This window comes from Motiliproteus sp. (assembly GCF_965230735.1).
In the GTDB taxonomy this organism is placed as follows: Bacteria; Pseudomonadota; Gammaproteobacteria; order Pseudomonadales; family Balneatricaceae; genus Motiliproteus.
Genome location: NZ_OZ246016.1, coordinates 1,248,180 through 1,263,303, shown reverse-complemented (window position 1 = coordinate 1,263,303; position 15,124 = coordinate 1,248,180). Strand labels below are relative to the sequence as shown.

Genomic DNA, 15,124 nt, shown 5'->3' with positions numbered 1-15,124 from the left:
GAGAACTTTGGAGCCATATGAAAGCATTTATGTCGGTAACTTTATTTTCACACTAGGTTACCTCACAAAGGAAAAAGGAGTAACCCTGTGTTCACAGGGTGCAGCTTTGATGGCTCAAAATGTAGGTGACGAGGTTGTTGCAGATTTAATATCCGGCTGGAGTGGAAAGAACTTCGTTATCGAGTTTAAGCGTAACGAAAAGAACGTTCAAAGTGAGTTTAGGAAAGAGCATAAAAAAGCCTTCATTCAACGATTACGTAAGGAAGGTTCTGATAACGCATCTAAGGTATTAGCTTCTCGCGGTCACTTCATTGGATATGGTATTTGTCAATCTAATGGAGATAACGTTGGGCTCTATTTTTCTCAATATCATAAGATTCAAGAAGGAGACACGCAAACCGATGACAGAGTGTCACTTTCTGACTTTATTTTCAAAGTAGTTATGGATGATAAGTGGGGACTTTCCGATCATGAGCTAAGCCGTTATATCGACATATTAGCAGAAACATTTAGATCATCAGACTCAGGGGGAAGTGGTCGGTCGTCAGAAATGAAAGCGAAAAAGGCGCAGGAAATGTCATCTCTTATAGTCAATTACAATGAGAGTAAATCGGAAGTGAATTTTGTTGCCTGTAATTTAAGTCGGGCGAAAGAGTTGACACTGGAGCCAAAACTTGAGTTAAGACCTGAGCTTAAACCAACAATTTCAAGGGGCTACAGCGGCCCATCAATGGGAATGTAAAGTGCTAACAAGCGCATGTTGTCGGACTGGTTTTCCGCTGCGCTCCAAACCAGCCGCAAATGCGGGCGTTAAATGCTCAAAATGAGCAAGGAATGTAACTTTGAATTGACACTAAAACTGTTCTAGTGTGGAATTAGTGCTATTCCCCAAGGGGGAGAGCGGGTGCCCTTAAAGCCAAAGCAGTCATGCAGCGGTAGGGCCCTTGAAGAGACAAAGCTTATCTTCAAGGTATTCAGCGACTAACTTTTACGTAGGTTGCACCCGTGGAGGCCCGGTACTAATGCCAATAGTGTCGGGCTTTTTTTATGGATGAACTATGGAATTAGAGAAAAGTGTAGCGCGATACATTGCCGACGAAGCAGAAAAGCTCGCTTTACGCCATCATGCGTACCACAACGCTATTGCAATAGAGAACAACCGAAAACTTGAACGGACTAAGTCGCCTAAGTTACTTCAAGTTGAGAAGCCTGAACATTGGTCTATTGACAGAAAATTCGATCCATTCTACGTAAAAAAGAATGCAAAAAGCATAGCCAGATCTATAGCTAAAAAAATTGCAATGGGTGACTACGCACCTTACCCTCCCTCTATAGCAAAAATACCTAAGAAATCTGGAGGGGTGCGAGATGTTGCAATGTATCAAATCCCTGATGCAGCTGTATCCACTCTTTTTTATCATCGCCTCCTGAAGAAGAATAGACACCGGTTTAGCTCATTTTCTTATGCTTACCGAAACGATAGAAATGTTCATTTTGCGATTCAAGACATAGCTGTTGAGCTTTCTCAGAACTCACGAATTTTTGTGGCAGAGTTCGATTTTTCCAAATATTTCGACTCAATTTCGCACAGCTTTTTGTATTCCCAGTTTGATAAAAATGGCTTTTTTATCAGCACTGAAGAAAGAAATGTAATCAAATCGTTTCTAAACACCCGAGAAAAAGGCATTCCACAGGGGACATCAATATCATTATTTCTCGCCAATTTAGCCTGCTGGAAGCTGGACAAACAATTAGAAAAAGAAGGGCTTCAATTTGCTCGTTATGCTGACGACACGATAATTTGGTCACGAGACTACGGAAAAATAAGCCGTGCTTTTGAAATTATGACAGCATTTTCTTCAGAAGCAGGCGTAGCTATTAATCTAGACAAATCCGAAGGAATTAGCTTGCTTTGTAACGATTCAATGCCATCTGAATTTGCAAGCAGAAAGAACCAAGTCGAGTTTCTTGGATACGCTATCTCAGTTGATAAAGTTTCCATCAAGAACTCTTCAGAAAATAAAATAAAAAGACAAATTTCGTACATTCTTTACAAGCACCTGATTCAGCCACTTAACAGCAGCCCCTTAAAAGCCATCAAGATTCCCGGTGGCGGTAAAGATGAAGCTCTTCTTAGTGCAATCTGCGAAATACGAAGATATTTATACGGAAATCTAAATGAAGAAATGATTAGCGCTTATCTATCAGGAAGAAGCAATAGAATATTCTTCAAAGGAATAATGAGCTTTTACCCAATAATTAACGACACGGCTCAATTAAAAGCCCTCGATGGCTGGCTAGTCAATGCGATATTCAAAGCCGTTCAGAAAAGATCAAAAATGCTAACATCCCACAAAATGCCTAGGGGGCATTCTCTTCCGTTTAGTGCAAGCCGAAATGAGCTCATCACGTACTGCAATGTAACAAAGGTTGGCGGAAAAAAATTATTAAAAATACCTAGCTTTATGACAATCTATCACGCAATGAAAAGGGGGCTGGTTGAATTAGGTGTTGCCGGTATAACAGATCCTATGGCTGACTCCTATAATTATTGATCCACATTTAACAAACAGCTTAAGGATCGCCCCTTGGGCTTGGACCTACGGCGGCAAGCCGCCTTCGGCCTCTTAGCTCAGCTACATGGACTCCCCCTGGCACCACAAGGACTAAACTGAATCTGTAAGGTCATTGGACTGCCGCTCTACATTCGGCCTGTTGATGGGCTTTTATCGCCCTGGCCCTGATGAAACGCGCTGAACGGGCCCTCATTCGTTAGACGGCCTTTAAGGCCTCCGCGCTAAACAGGTTTACCCGTTCTGGTCTGTGCCTTACGTCATCCATCGCCCTCGCAATGTCCGGTGGGTGTCTTCAGCGTTCGCCGCCTGTCTTCAGACGGCGAACGCTTCGTACTCTTTTCCTGATCTCAACATCGCCCAGATTATCCGGGCATTCTTGGCCGCCAAGGCCACCGTCGCTCGCTTATAGCCCCGTCGCTCGATAACGCCTTTGCTCCACTACTAAGGCGATCCTGCTTGTCCGCCACTCGGGCCAGGACCGCGCGGGTACCGTGTACCAGTAACGTTCGCAGGTAGGTATCACCCCGTTTGGTGATGCGCCCCAGCCTCGGCTTGCCGCCGGTCGTGTACTGCCGGGGGACCAGCCCCAACCAGGCAGCGAAGTCACGGGCTTTATCGAATTGCTGGCCTTTGCCCACCGAGGCTACGATGGCGGTTGCGGTCTGAGCGCCGACTCCGGGAATGGTCATCAGGCGCTGCACAGTTTCACTGTGCTCGGCCACGATGTCGAAGCAACGCTCGAGATCGTCTATCCGTTGGTTCAATACCTGAAGGTGCTCGTAGCACTCATGCAACAGAGCGCGCGCAATTGTCGGCAGCTCGTTCTCGGCATCTTCCAGGATCAGCGGTAACTCTCGCTGTAACGACCAGCGTCCCTGAGCAACCACGATCCCGAACTCCGCCATCAGCCCCCGGATCTGATTGATCAGGGCGGTGCGCTCTTTGACCCAGCCTTTGCGGATGCGATGAGCGGCCAATACGGCTTGTTGCTCCGCCGACTTGATCGGTACAAAGCGAGTTCGAGGACGGCTGACCGCCTCGCAAATGGCATCGGCATCGTTGCCGTCGTTCTTGGCCCCCGTACGGTAGGGGATGACGTACTTGGGTGCCATGATCCGCACCTGATGGCCCTGCTTCTGAAACTCACGAGCCCAGTAGTGGGCCCCGCTGCAAGCTTCCAACCCAATTAGGCAAGGCGGTAGATTGGCGATGCAATCCAGTAACTTGGAACGGTTGAGGTTCTTGCGAAGCTGTACCTTGCCACGTGCATCAACGCCGTGGATACTGAACGAAGTTTTGGCGAGATCAACGCCAAGCGTAGAAACGGACATGTTACACCTCCCATTGATCGTCCTATGTAGTGGTCAAGTAAAACTGGCCACGGGTTTATAAGCTTTCCAGTAGATTCTCTGGCCGCATTCGGCGGTAGGTCATCACTCAGCCCAGCGCCGTCGGTCTTGGACCAGCATTAAGCTCCTAAGGAAACCCTATGCGACATTTCATTACTATCACCTTACTAGTGCTTAGCAGCTTCGCCTTTTCCAATGAAGAGCTGCTTATTGAGAACCCAGATCAGGTGGCGCAGCTGAGTAACGTCCAAGCAAACCTGGATGTTGTTTCTACTGCAGTCATGGCTTGTATTGAGTCTGGCAACGGACATTCAGACTGTCTGTGTCAAAACCAAAAGGCCATCATCCAGTTCAACACTAGTGTTGAAACACTGTTTCAAAAGCACCCCGAACTCAAAAAGCATGATTTAGTCAGGTTCATGTCCACTGATGGTGAGTGGGTCACTCAGAGCCTTCAGGGTATTTCACAACAAGCCGGTGCCGGCCAGCCATCTTGCAGTTAGCAACGTGGTAAACCGTAGCCCTGCAGCAGGATCAGAACTTCGTTGCCAAGCTTGTTCTGTTCCTTCAATGCCGTGTTATAGGTCATGACTCCAATCACCTACCTTCAAGAGATGTGGCAGCTTGCCATCGATGGCCAAACCCAAGGACTATGGTTCTGGATAACCCTCTATGCCTTTATCACCTGTACCTACTCGCTGATCTTTCTGCTACGAACCAGAACCTGGCCTTCGACAGCGGACGAGCTGGTTGCGCTTGGGGTAGAGAAAATCGGTGGCAAAGAGCCGGTGAGATCAAACCAGGAGTACCTGCTGGAGTCCCTATACAGCTACCGCGTTGCCGATATGGAGTACGCAGGGAGACGAATTTCCCCCTGGGTTTTTGTGGCCAGCCACAACCTCAGGTCGATCCTGGAAAAGCAGCTGTCATCGGTCCAACAGATGCCCGATGGCAAGGTTAAAGTTTTCTATAATCCGAACAACCCTAAGAAAAGCTACCTTATCGTCGCCGGCAAAACGGGCATCGCGATCACTTTTTTGATCGGCACCCTGCCGCTGGCTTTATATGTTTATCGCTACCATGGGTAGAACAGGATTAACGAGTTAACCAAGCGGCCGACGATGGACTGGATCACCGAAGCCAAGCGTTTGTTCCGGATGGAGAAGCCGGAACACTTCACCAACTATCGGCATTGCGAAGAGTGTGAGGAGCACGATCAGACCTTGATCGGCGCAACCCTAGACAGCATCGGCCTGGAGGAGCTGGGCAACCCGGGCTGGGATCCCATCTGTTTCGCCACCAATGAGGGCAAGAAGTACTACATGCCGGCGTTGATTCGGCTCAGCCTCGAGACCCTCGATAACGACTTCTATTTTGCCCAGCTGCTGTTTCACCTCGAGTATGACGGCGAGAACAACGATCTGTTTCTATCCTGTAGCCCAGAGCAGCGCGCATTTATCGGTTCATTTATCGAATTTTTCATTCTGAGTCACGTCGAGGCGCTGGAGCAGAATTACAGCGACAGCGAGGCGTTGAGGGCTTATGAGATTTGGTCAAAAACACCCTAGCTTTAACGCCGCTTCTGGATAAAGCCCATGTCGATGATTCCAGCAGGCTATATGTACAAGTCGGTGGTCACTAAACCCGATTGGCTGGAGTCCGACCGAGTCGAAGCGATCTATTCGCTCAGCGGTTGTGTCTCCGAGGACTTTTGCGACTGGATCGGCCACTGGAAGCACAATGGCTACTGGCTGTTTGATTCGCCCGAGGTGATGGAGGCGCTGGCAGCGGCCAACGGCATCGATCTCGCGGGCATGACGCTGTTCTTTTACCGCTTCTATCACCGGCAGTGGAACGAACTGACGGGCAGCTGGGAAGGTTTTCAGCCGGAGGCCTCGTTACCGACCCAGGTTAAGCTGCCCGAGCGCGCTGTAGCGGCGGGCTATGATGTCACCAGTTTCAGTGCTCAGAACGCGGCCGAGTGCTCCCCACTGTCGTGCAATCGGATGGCGCAGGAAATTCCGGTCAACTCACACTGCCTGTTAAGCTCAGTCGAAGTCGCCAAGCGACTGATCGAATCCGGCACCTTTGCCCACTGCGAGCCGGGACCGTACCGAATCGTTGAGGTATGCCGCGTTGAAAAGATCTGACAAGTCCATAAAATCCCCCACCGAGCCGCCTGCCGACGATTGACCCTGCCGGCGACCAGAGCGGCATCCCCCTGCAGCATGGAAACTTCGAGATGGACTGGAAGGTATTTTTAACGATTTTTGGTGCGGTGTTTATCGCCGAGCTCGGCGATAAGACTCAACTGGCGACGATGTTGTTCGCCACCGATAAAGCAGTCAGCAAATACACGGTCTTTTTTGCCGCCTCCGCCGCCCTGATCGTCGCCTCGGCGCTGGGGGTTCTCGCGGGATCACTGCTGTCGGAGTACATCAACGAGAAGTACCTGCACTATATCGCCGGAGTCGGCTTTATCGGCATCGGTATTCTGACCTTGTACAATGCCTAACGGCGGAGACTGTTAGTCGGTGGAGGAGTCACCTCCCCCACCGGTTTAGAGCCGGTTCATCCCTTAGTGGTGATGATGGGCTTCGGTCAATTTCAGACCCGGCGCCGGACCTTTCAGGTCATGGCTGTCCTGCCCTTCCTTCGGAATTTCGACCCATCGGTTTTCACCCTTGTCACACTCCTGAATCGTCTTCAGATGCAGGGTCTGACCCGGCTCGCCCGCCAGTTTGGCGCGGAACACAAACTCGTCGTACTGACTATCGAGCAGGTTGCCGCCGCTCCAGACGATCTCGCGGACATCTTCGGTGATGGTGTTGCCGTAGTAGTCGTAGGGCTCGTCCAGCTTTTGCTTGACCGTCTCAAGGGTCCAACCGGCTTTGGGCATCGGCTTGGCCTTGCGCAGCTCGGTCGGTAGCTGAATTCTAACGGTGTGGGTGGCGCTACCTTCGCAGCCATGGCCGATGCGCATTACCGCCTTGTAGTGGCTGCCGACGGCGGCTTCCTGAACCTCCAGCGAAGCGTGGGCGGAAGCTGTCATCGAGTAGCTGCCAGCCAGGGTTGAAGCCAGAATCAAAGCGACAGGAGTTAACGATTTCATCAAATTCGTCCTTACAAAAATCAACAAGGTTTCGTTGCCGGCAAAGGGCAACGAGCAGGCCAACGGCTAGGCGTCAATCAGGCGAGCCGCCGGCAATCTATCAGCGTGTTTGTTGAGAAAGGCTGCTGCCTTTAGGCGGTCGGCGGTGCACGGATTGGGGTGCTGAGCGACCGTAGCGCACGGATGTGGCTACCGTAATCGGTAGCTAAGAACGAAAGCTCGGAAGGTTGAAAATCTTGAACTGGATCGGAGTGGATCACCGCACCCAGCATGCTGCTCAGGGTACAGGTGCTGCATTGTTTCAAGGCCTCGGCGGTGGACGAACTGCCTTGCGAAAACTCGTCAACGGGGACCTTTATCAGCCCCTCCGTTGTGCAGACAAGGACGTAACGGCCCGCTTCATCGGCGACGATCAGATTAGCAGCGGAGTGGGCATTACCGATCAGGGCATACTGGGCGACAAGCAGGATAGCCAACAACCAGCTGACCCGCCGTTTTAGCCCTGTGTTCCACACCCTGTGACTCATTCGCTGTTGAATCCGTTTGGTTGAATCCGCCCGATAGATCGCTGCCGATGCGGTAGCTAAGGCGTCCGTTTCAGCAGATCAATTGCTCAGCGATTGTAGCAATGCAGAGGGTTCAGTTATACCGAGAAGAGTGACATCAACATCTATTTTTTATTACAGATCAACATGTTAGAAGACTCTTAATTAAGGCAGTCTTATTAACAGTAAGCTCATAACAGCTGTGACTAAGAACAAAGCAAAGCGGGAGCCGAAGCTCCCACTGGATTGGGTGAGGTTGCCGTCAAAATCAGCCCGGTTGCTTCACCTTGCGCAGGTAAGGTTTGACGGTATCCCAGCCGTCCGGGAACATCGTTTCGGCCTCCTCATTGCTGACCGCCGGCACGATGATCAGGTCTTCTCCGTGCTTCCAGTTCACCGGCGTCGCCACCTTATGCTTGGCGGTAAGCTGCATCGAATCGATCACCCGCAGGATCTCATCGAAGTTACGCCCGGTAGTCATCGGATAGGTGATCATCAGCTTGATGTTCTTATCCGGCCCGACCACGAAGACCGAACGTACCGTCGCGTTGGTCAGTGCGGTTCGCCCTTCTGCGGTGCCCGCTTCATCGGCCGGAAACATATTGTAGAGCTTGGCGATACTCAGATCGGTATCGGCGATCACCGGGTAGTTCACCGTGCAGTTGCCGACCTCTTCGACATCCTTGAGCCAGGCGACATGGTCATCCAGCGGGTCGATACTCAGGCCGATGATCTTGGTATTACGCTTTTCAAATTCCGGCTGGATCTTGGCCATATAACCCAGCTCGGTGGTGCATACCGGCGTGAAATCCTTAGGGTGGGAAAACAACACAGCCCAGCCGTCGCCAATCCACTCATGAAAGTCGATCCGTCCCTGGGTCGTATCCGCCTGAAAGTTAGGCGCCTGATCGTTGATTCGTAAAGCCATCGTTTTTCTCCTCGGTTGATCCCCCCCAGTAAAGTTTGGTGCCAGACGACCGGCTTGGCTTTCTAAGGGTAGTCGAGCGCGGAGAAGCTGCGCCATGGAGGCGCCAGCGATGGGTCGTTAGCGGTCCTGAGAACCGCTAGCGTTGCAGCGAAGCGGTCAGTGCACCGGCGCCGATCAGGGCCGAGCCGCTGAGGCGATTGAAGCGCCGCTGGAAACGCTCCGAACGGGCCTTGGAGCGCAGATAGCCGGCACCAAAGCCGTAACAGCAGACGGTGAAGACCGACACCAGCTCAAAACTTGCCATCAGGATCAGCATCTGCGGCAGAGCTGCCGACTCGGGGCTAAGAAACAGCGGGAAGAACGCCATAAAGAACAGAATCCCCTTCGGATTCAGCGCAGTGATCAGAAACGCGCGCCGGAACAGCGCCCCCCAACCGGGGCCGTTATCGGTCCCGTCGGCCGGGGAATCCATCTCCAGCTGCATCGGTTTGACCGGAGAACGCCAGGCCTTGATGCCCAGATAAACCAGATACAGGGCACCCACCAGCTTCAACAACGTAAACAGCTCAGCGGAGGCGGCCAGAATCGCGCCGACACCGATAAACGACAGCGTCATCACCAGCAGATCGGCGCTCATGGTGCCGAGCATCAGCGGCAACACCGCCCGATTGCCCTGATGCAGCGACTGCCCCATCACAAAAATCGTGGTCGGACCGGGGGTCAGACAGAGCAGCAGTGCGGCGGCCATAAACGAAAGCCAGACTTCCAGGCTCATCAAGATCTCCTCAGGTTAACGCGGGCAGGTGAAAAGGGGTCTGCGAACAGACCATAGTAACCCGAACCGGCGGTTTCGGCACCACCGCGATACAGCCCGCCCACAAGGCGTACCACGGGTTCTGGTCTACATTGAAGGGTAACGGTTTCACGTGATGGATAATCACCTTCGGCGCGCACGATCTGTAACGTTGATCGCCGCAAGGGACGATGAACATGGCCAACACCACTGCCGATAACCGCTCAAGCCACGGCACCGCCTCCAAGCAGTTGCCGTTCGGCCTGCTCGCCTATGCCGGCGCAGCCTTGTCACTGCTGGCCTGCTACGCGCAGATTATTGCCTCACTGGTGGCACCGCTATTTGGAATAACCACGGCCCTTTACCCGGACAACCCAGCCATTAATCCCCACCTTCAGGCAGTTTTGATGTGGGTATTTGGCCTGGTGACGGTGATCGGATTAGCCCGAGATCGGGCTCAGAGCAGTAGACGACACCCACTGGTCGTTGGCGTCTGCGGCCTGCTGGTGATCGTCCTGACGCTCTATCTCTACTACGACGTCCGGATACTGATTCTCGGCTACATACTGCTGATCGTCGCGGCACTGCTGAATCAGAATGCCCGCCTGCTCACGTTGAAGCGCCAAGTCGCCGCGCAGGCGCGGGAACTAGAAACGATCAACCAGTCGCTGGAACAGCGTGTGACCGAGCAGGTCAACGAGATCAACCGACTGAACCGCCTGAAACGCTTTCTGGCTCCCGAAGTGGTGGACCTGATCGTCACCCAGGGCAAGGAACCTCTGCTGAACAGCCATCGGGGTTATATTGCCACCCTGTTCTGCGATATCCGCGGCTTTACCTCCTGCTCGGAACGGATCGAGCCGGAAGAGTCGATAGAGGTGCTGCAGCGCTACCACGAGCATATCGGTCGCCTGATCAGCCAGCATCAGGCCACCATCGACCACCGGGCCGGTGATGGTCTGGTGGTGTTCTTCAACGACCCGCTGCCCTGCCAACAACCGGTGCTGTCGGCCCTCAAGCTGGCGCTCGAAATCCGCAGCAGCTTCGATCAGCTCAATATCGACTGGCACAAGCGCGGCTATAACCTGGGTCTTGGCGTCGGTATCGCCAGTGGTTACGCCACCCTGGGTACGGTCGGCTTTGAGGATCGCTACGATTACACCGCCAACGGCAGCTGCGTAAACCTCGCCTCCCGACTCTGCGATGAGGCCGCCAGCGGCCAGATTCTGATGGACCACAACAGCTACCTTGAGGTCGAGCAGCAGGTCGTGGCCGCCCCGCCCCGGGAGTTCCGGCTGAAAGGGTTCAGCCAGCAAGTGAGCACTTACGAGGTCAGAGGGTTGCGGGATGCCGGCTGAGGCGTCGGCGATCTCTAAAAGTCTCGCCGGAAGGGTTCCTCGGCGATCAGCTGGTTAAGTTGCTTAAGCACCTGCTCGATCTGCTCCCGACCGGCGCGGTCGAACAGATAACTACCCAGGCCGGAGGCCATCGGCTCGGTATCCGGATCGCCCTGGGTCAGCGCCACACAGCGCAGTCGGATCTGCTCCAGCTCCGGGTCATGATAAAGCGGATAGCCGATAAACAGATCCCATTGGGATTGGCGGGCGCTGCCGTCGATCACCGCCTGCAGCAGCTCGACGACCTCCTGCCGATTGGGGCGATAGCGACTGCGCGGACTGCGCGACACTACCCAGGCCAAGAGTCCGATCACCACCAGGCTGAACAGGAAGGTGATCAGGATCTCCATGGTTCAGGCGCCGGTTGTCATTGCTGGAAGCGGTAATCCGCCAGTTTGCGGGCCGCGGCCAGAATCGCATCGCGGTGTTGCTGCTCCAGTGCTTCGCGCTCCTGGGTCAGCTCGAAGCGCTGCTTGAGCTTGAGTTTCTTCCACTCATCCAGGATCGGCATATGGCTGGTGGCGTTGAACATCTCGTTGATAACGCTGAAGTCTTCGTGACGATGCAGCTGCGGCGCCAGGTGATCGAGCAGTTTCTTCAAGCGGATGCAGCCTTCGGCCAGTTCGCACTGCTCGTCGACAATCGCCAGCGAGATCACCTTGACGCTCTCAATCAGATAATCGCGCTGCTCCTGGGCCTTGGCTTTGGCGTCCTGGAGCAGTTTTTCGTGGGCTTGCTGCGCTTTACGCTGGGTTTTCAGCTGCCAGCGGATCAACATCAGTAACCCCACCACCAGGCAAAGGCCGATAAACACCAGGGTCAAAAACATATTCTGCGCCATTACGTCACTCCCGAAAAATCAGCGCCTATTGTAGCCGCGTGCTTCCTAGTTATGACACAGCGATTGCAAAAAAACTCCAACACCACCCCATTCAGGCTGTCGCTGCAGCCGGTTGATCGGCTACCGCCGCTTTACCATTTTTTACGCCCGGCCTGCTTTTAAATTAGCAATCACTTAACTAATATGGCGGCAAATTTTCTTGGAGAACTATCATGCTGCGTAATACCAAGTCCGGCTATGGCTGGGTCGCCATCGCTTTCCACTGGATCAGCTTCGCCCTGTTGATCCTGCTGACCTTAAAGGGTCTGTCGTTCGAGGATATGCCCAAGGGACCGGAGAAGCTGGCCCAGATCGGCAATCACAAGAGCATGGGGACCATTTTCATGCTGTTGATTCTGGCCCGACTGGGCTGGCGCGCCGCCAACCCGAAGCCGACCCCGCTGGGTGATAACGCCAAGATGAATCGGATCTCGGCCATGGTCAGCGGCGCCCTTTACGGGCTGTTGTTGATCCAACCACTGAGCGGCGCGCTGATGTCCCAGGCCAAGGGCTACCCGGTTCAGGTGTTCAACCTGTTTGAAATGCCGATGCTGATCGGCGAAAGCGAAACCCTGGCCGGGCTGTTCAGCCAGATCCATCACACCGCCTGGATACTGATCGTGGCGCTGGTGCTGCTGCATGTGGTCGCCGCCCTGAAGCACCACTTCGTGGCCCGCAACGACACCCTGAAGCGGATCTTTGTACCGCGTCGGGGTTAGTCCATCGACAAGGGCGTCTAGGCCGAGCGGCTTAACGCCTCAATCTCCAGTAGCTGTTGCAGCTCCGGCACGCAGGAACCGCAGTTGGTCCCGCACTGGAGCTCACGCCCCAGCTGCTCCACCGAATCGGCCCCCGCGGCGACGGCTGCTTCGATCTGCCGTTGGCCGACCTGAAAACAACTGCAGATCACCGGCCCCTTGGGCTCCGCCTGACAATCGCGGCCGCTGAGCAGGCGACGACGCTGCTGCCGATCCAGTTCGGCCAACGCTAACAGTTGATCGATCCAATCCGGGTCGATCTTCTGCTCCGAATCGATCACCAGCAATAACCACTGCAGCCGACCCTGCTGCATACCTGCCGCCCGGAACTGGCCCTGCTGCGCATCCGCCAGCCACAGCGTTGGCTGTCCCAAGGCCTGCCGGCACCAGCCTGGCCAATCCGTCACCGCCTGCTCACTGGCAAGCCGATACAGCTGGCTGTGGGCCAGCGGCGTTCTGGCCCAGTAATCGGTTTCAGGCTCAGTCTGCAGCGGCTCTCGCACAAACAGGCAGGCCTGCCAGCGCTGATCAAACGGCTGCAACGCCGCCACACCATGCTTGGATTCGGGCTGACCACTGAGCGGGTCGGTCACCGGCGCCATCAACGCGCCACTGCGCCCCTGGCTGCAGAACTGCCGGTTCCAGTGCATCGGCACAAACAGATTGCCGAGCCGCAGCCCCTCATCAAACCGAATCCGACCGACATAGCTGCCCTGCCCGTTACGCAATCGCGCCAGCGAGCCTTCCGCCAGCCGCTGCCGCTCGGCGTCGTCGGGATGAATCTCGATAAAGGGTTCCTGGCGGTGCTGGAACAGCGGCGGTGCCAGCGCGGTACGGGTCATGGTGTGCCATTGATCGCGGATCCGGCCGCTGTTGACGATCCAGGGGTGCTGCTTATCGGGCTGCTGCTTGGGCTTCGACGGGCTGACTGCCAGCATCCGCGCCCGACCGTTGGGCGTCACGAAGCGGCCATCGCCAAACAACCTCGGCGTACCCTCGGGGCAAGCGGTGGTCACCGGCCACTGGATCGGCTGCAGCGCGTCGTACTGCTGTTGATCGAGCTGGGCCAGTGCGCTGATATCGAAAATCCGCTCACCGCGATTCTCGAATCCCGACAGCGCCGCGTGTTCGCGGAAGATCTCCACCGGGCTCTGGTAGTTGAAGGCCTCAGCGAAACCCAGTCGCTGGGCCACCTGCGACAGGATCCACCAGTCCGGCTTGGCCTCGCCGCTGGGGGGCAGTAATCCCCGCTGGCGCGAAATGCGCCGCTCGGAGTTGGTCACGGTGCCGTCCTTCTCACTCCAGCCCTGCGCCGGCAGCAGGATATCGGCGAAGCAACTGGTGTCGGTCTCGGCGACACAGTCCGACAGGATCACGGTTTCGCAACCGGCCAGCGCCCGAGCAACCCGATCCGAGTCCGGCAGGCTGACCACCGGGTTGGTGCCCATGATCCAGATCGCTTTGACTTGGCCCCGCTCGATCGCCTCGATCAACGGCACCGCCATCAAGCCGGGTTGGGTGGCGATATTGGGAGCTTTCCAGAACCGCGCCACCGTGTTGATCTGGTCGGCCCGATCAAAGCCCATATGGGCCGCCAGCTGGTTCGCCAGTCCGCCGACCTCGCGCCCGCCCATGGCGTTGGGCTGTCCGGTAATCGAAAACGGCCCGGCACCGGGCTTACCGATTCGACCGGTCAGCAGGTGACAATTGATGATGGCATTGGCGTTGTCGACCCCGTGGGAGGATTGGTTCACCCCCTGGGAGAACAGTGTCACCGTCTTCGGACTGTCGGCAAACCACTGATAGAACTGCTTCAGCTCGGCGCTATCCAGATCGCAGTCGGACTCGACACTGTACTGGCGGACCTGATTGCGGACTTGAGCCCAAGCCACCTCAAAGCCTTCGGTGTGCTGTTGAACAAAGTCGCTGTCGATCTCGCCCCGATCAACCAGAAAATCGAACAAGCCATTAAACAGACTGATATCGCTGCCGGGGCGCAACGACAGATGCAGATCGGCCAGTTTGCTGGTGGCGGTTCGACGCGGATCGATCACCACCACCTTCGTCTCGGGTCGGCTGGCCTTGGCCCGACTCAATCGCTGAAACAGCACCGGATGATTCCAGGCCGCGTTGGAGCCGACCAGCACCACCAGATCGGCCAGCTCAATATCGTCGTAATTACAGGGCACCGCGTCGGCGCCGAAGGCACGCTTATAACCCGCCACGGCCGACGACATGCACAGGCGGGAGTTGGTATCAACATTGGCGCTGCCGATAAAGCCTTTCATCAGTTTATTGGCCACATAATAGTCTTCGGTCAGCAGTTGGCCGGACAGGTAGAAGGCCACCGAGTCCGGTCCGTGCTCCAAAATTGTGCGCTGCAACCGTTCCGAGACCTGATCCAGTGCCTGTTGCCACGACTCCCGCCGGCCATCGACCCGGGGATGAAGCAGCCGCTCTGATTCCCCCAGGGTCTGGCCCAGCGCGCTGCCTTTGACACATAAACGCCCCTGATTGGCGGGGTGTTCGGTGTCACCGGCAAGGCTCAAACCGCCCGCCTTATCGGTCTCAACAGTCAGGCCACAGCCCACGCCGCAGTAAGGACAGGTGGTTTTTATCGTCATCTTGATCTCCGTTGATTCTGCTGCCTGACAGGCAAAAAAAAGCCCGACCGGCAAAAAACCGGTCGGGCAACGTTGCCCTTCGAATCCGCAGGCGGTCAGAGACGCTGACGGACTCCCTACATAAAGGTGGTTGGCTCCGGGAAGAGCCAGGGCAACAAGGTG

At 55.1% G+C, this 15,124-nt stretch carries 16 protein-coding genes and 1 pseudogene; 9 read left to right on the top strand and 8 right to left on the bottom strand.

What is annotated here, in order from left to right:
* The first annotated feature begins 7 nt into the window (after positions 1 to 7).
* Both ACO05M_RS05980 and ACO05M_RS05975 read left to right on the top strand, forming a co-directional pair.
* Positions 8 to 742, top strand: a complete 735-nt coding sequence (locus tag ACO05M_RS05980) for a hypothetical protein (protein ID WP_421868845.1) — start codon at positions 8 to 10, stop codon at positions 740 to 742.
* A gap of 316 nt (positions 743 to 1,058) precedes the next feature.
* Positions 1,059 to 2,555, top strand: a complete 1,497-nt coding sequence (locus tag ACO05M_RS05975) for a reverse transcriptase domain-containing protein (RefSeq protein WP_421868844.1) — start codon at positions 1,059 to 1,061, stop codon at positions 2,553 to 2,555.
* 333 nt (positions 2,556 to 2,888) lie between these two features.
* Here the strand turns inward: ACO05M_RS05975 and ACO05M_RS05970 are convergent.
* A pseudogene (locus tag ACO05M_RS05970) lies at positions 2,889 to 3,907 on the bottom strand (IS110 family transposase).
* A gap of 158 nt (positions 3,908 to 4,065) precedes the next feature.
* On the opposite strand from ACO05M_RS05970, the gene ACO05M_RS05965 reads away from it, so the two are divergent.
* The 5 genes from ACO05M_RS05965 (at position 4,066) to ACO05M_RS05945 (ending at position 6,440) form a co-directional block, all read left to right on the top strand.
* Positions 4,066 to 4,428 (top strand): hypothetical protein, encoded by a 363-nt coding sequence (locus ACO05M_RS05965; RefSeq protein WP_421868842.1) that lies wholly within the window; start codon positions 4,066 to 4,068, stop codon positions 4,426 to 4,428.
* Between the two features lie 84 nt (positions 4,429 to 4,512).
* Positions 4,513 to 5,013 carry a DUF3592 domain-containing protein gene (locus tag ACO05M_RS05960; RefSeq protein ID WP_421868840.1) on the top strand — a complete coding sequence of 167 codons (501 nt, stop codon included), beginning with the start codon at positions 4,513 to 4,515 and terminating at the stop codon, positions 5,011 to 5,013.
* 33 nt (positions 5,014 to 5,046) lie between these two features.
* On the top strand, positions 5,047 to 5,493 hold the full coding sequence (locus ACO05M_RS05955; RefSeq protein WP_421868839.1) for a hypothetical protein: 447 nt from the start codon (positions 5,047 to 5,049) through the stop codon (positions 5,491 to 5,493).
* A gap of 27 nt (positions 5,494 to 5,520) precedes the next feature.
* Positions 5,521 to 6,075, top strand: coding sequence for a hypothetical protein (locus ACO05M_RS05950; RefSeq protein WP_421868837.1), 555 nt, complete (start codon positions 5,521 to 5,523; stop codon positions 6,073 to 6,075).
* Between the two features lie 92 nt (positions 6,076 to 6,167).
* Entirely contained in the window at positions 6,168 to 6,440 is a 273-nt protein-coding gene (locus ACO05M_RS05945) for a TMEM165/GDT1 family protein (RefSeq protein ID WP_421868836.1), read from the top strand.
* 63 nt (positions 6,441 to 6,503) lie between these two features.
* Here ACO05M_RS05945 and ACO05M_RS05940 read toward each other — a convergent pair whose 3' ends face one another.
* From ACO05M_RS05940 to ACO05M_RS05925, 4 genes are all read right to left on the bottom strand, one after another.
* Complete coding sequence (locus tag ACO05M_RS05940) at positions 6,504 to 7,037, bottom strand: YcnI family protein (RefSeq protein WP_421868834.1); 534 nt, start codon at positions 7,035 to 7,037, stop codon at positions 6,504 to 6,506.
* 131 nt (positions 7,038 to 7,168) lie between these two features.
* Positions 7,169 to 7,564, bottom strand: coding sequence for a hypothetical protein (locus ACO05M_RS05935; protein WP_421868832.1), 396 nt, complete (start codon positions 7,562 to 7,564; stop codon positions 7,169 to 7,171).
* A 286-nt stretch (positions 7,565 to 7,850) separates the two neighbouring features.
* Positions 7,851 to 8,510, bottom strand: a complete 660-nt coding sequence (locus ACO05M_RS05930; RefSeq protein ID WP_421868830.1) for a peroxiredoxin — start codon at positions 8,508 to 8,510, stop codon at positions 7,851 to 7,853.
* A gap of 136 nt (positions 8,511 to 8,646) precedes the next feature.
* Positions 8,647 to 9,285 carry a LysE family translocator gene (locus ACO05M_RS05925; protein WP_421868828.1) on the bottom strand — a complete coding sequence of 213 codons (639 nt, stop codon included), beginning with the start codon at positions 9,283 to 9,285 and terminating at the stop codon, positions 8,647 to 8,649.
* 215 nt (positions 9,286 to 9,500) lie between these two features.
* Here ACO05M_RS05925 and ACO05M_RS05920 point away from each other — a divergent pair, with 215 nt between their 5' ends.
* Positions 9,501 to 10,661: an adenylate/guanylate cyclase domain-containing protein gene (locus ACO05M_RS05920; RefSeq protein WP_421868826.1), complete on the top strand. Its 1,161-nt coding sequence runs from the start codon at positions 9,501 to 9,503 to the stop codon at positions 10,659 to 10,661.
* 14 nt (positions 10,662 to 10,675) lie between these two features.
* Here the strand turns inward: ACO05M_RS05920 and ACO05M_RS05915 are convergent, their stop codons facing one another.
* Positions 10,676 to 11,050 carry a hypothetical protein gene (locus tag ACO05M_RS05915; protein WP_421868824.1) on the bottom strand — a complete coding sequence of 125 codons (375 nt, stop codon included), beginning with the start codon at positions 11,048 to 11,050 and terminating at the stop codon, positions 10,676 to 10,678.
* A 17-nt stretch (positions 11,051 to 11,067) separates the two neighbouring features.
* Positions 11,068 to 11,541, bottom strand: coding sequence for a DUF2489 domain-containing protein (locus ACO05M_RS05910; RefSeq protein ID WP_421868822.1), 474 nt, complete (start codon positions 11,539 to 11,541; stop codon positions 11,068 to 11,070).
* Positions 11,542 to 11,753: 212 nt separating this feature from the next.
* Here ACO05M_RS05910 and ACO05M_RS05905 point away from each other — a divergent pair, with 212 nt between their 5' ends.
* Positions 11,754 to 12,299, top strand: a complete 546-nt coding sequence (locus tag ACO05M_RS05905; RefSeq protein ID WP_421868820.1) for a cytochrome b — start codon at positions 11,754 to 11,756, stop codon at positions 12,297 to 12,299.
* A 17-nt stretch (positions 12,300 to 12,316) separates the two neighbouring features.
* Here the strand turns inward: ACO05M_RS05905 and ACO05M_RS05900 are convergent, their stop codons facing one another.
* On the bottom strand, positions 12,317 to 14,962 hold the full coding sequence (locus tag ACO05M_RS05900) for a molybdopterin-dependent oxidoreductase (protein WP_421868818.1): 2,646 nt from the start codon (positions 14,960 to 14,962) through the stop codon (positions 12,317 to 12,319).
* Between the last annotated feature and the right edge of the window lie 162 nt (positions 14,963 to 15,124).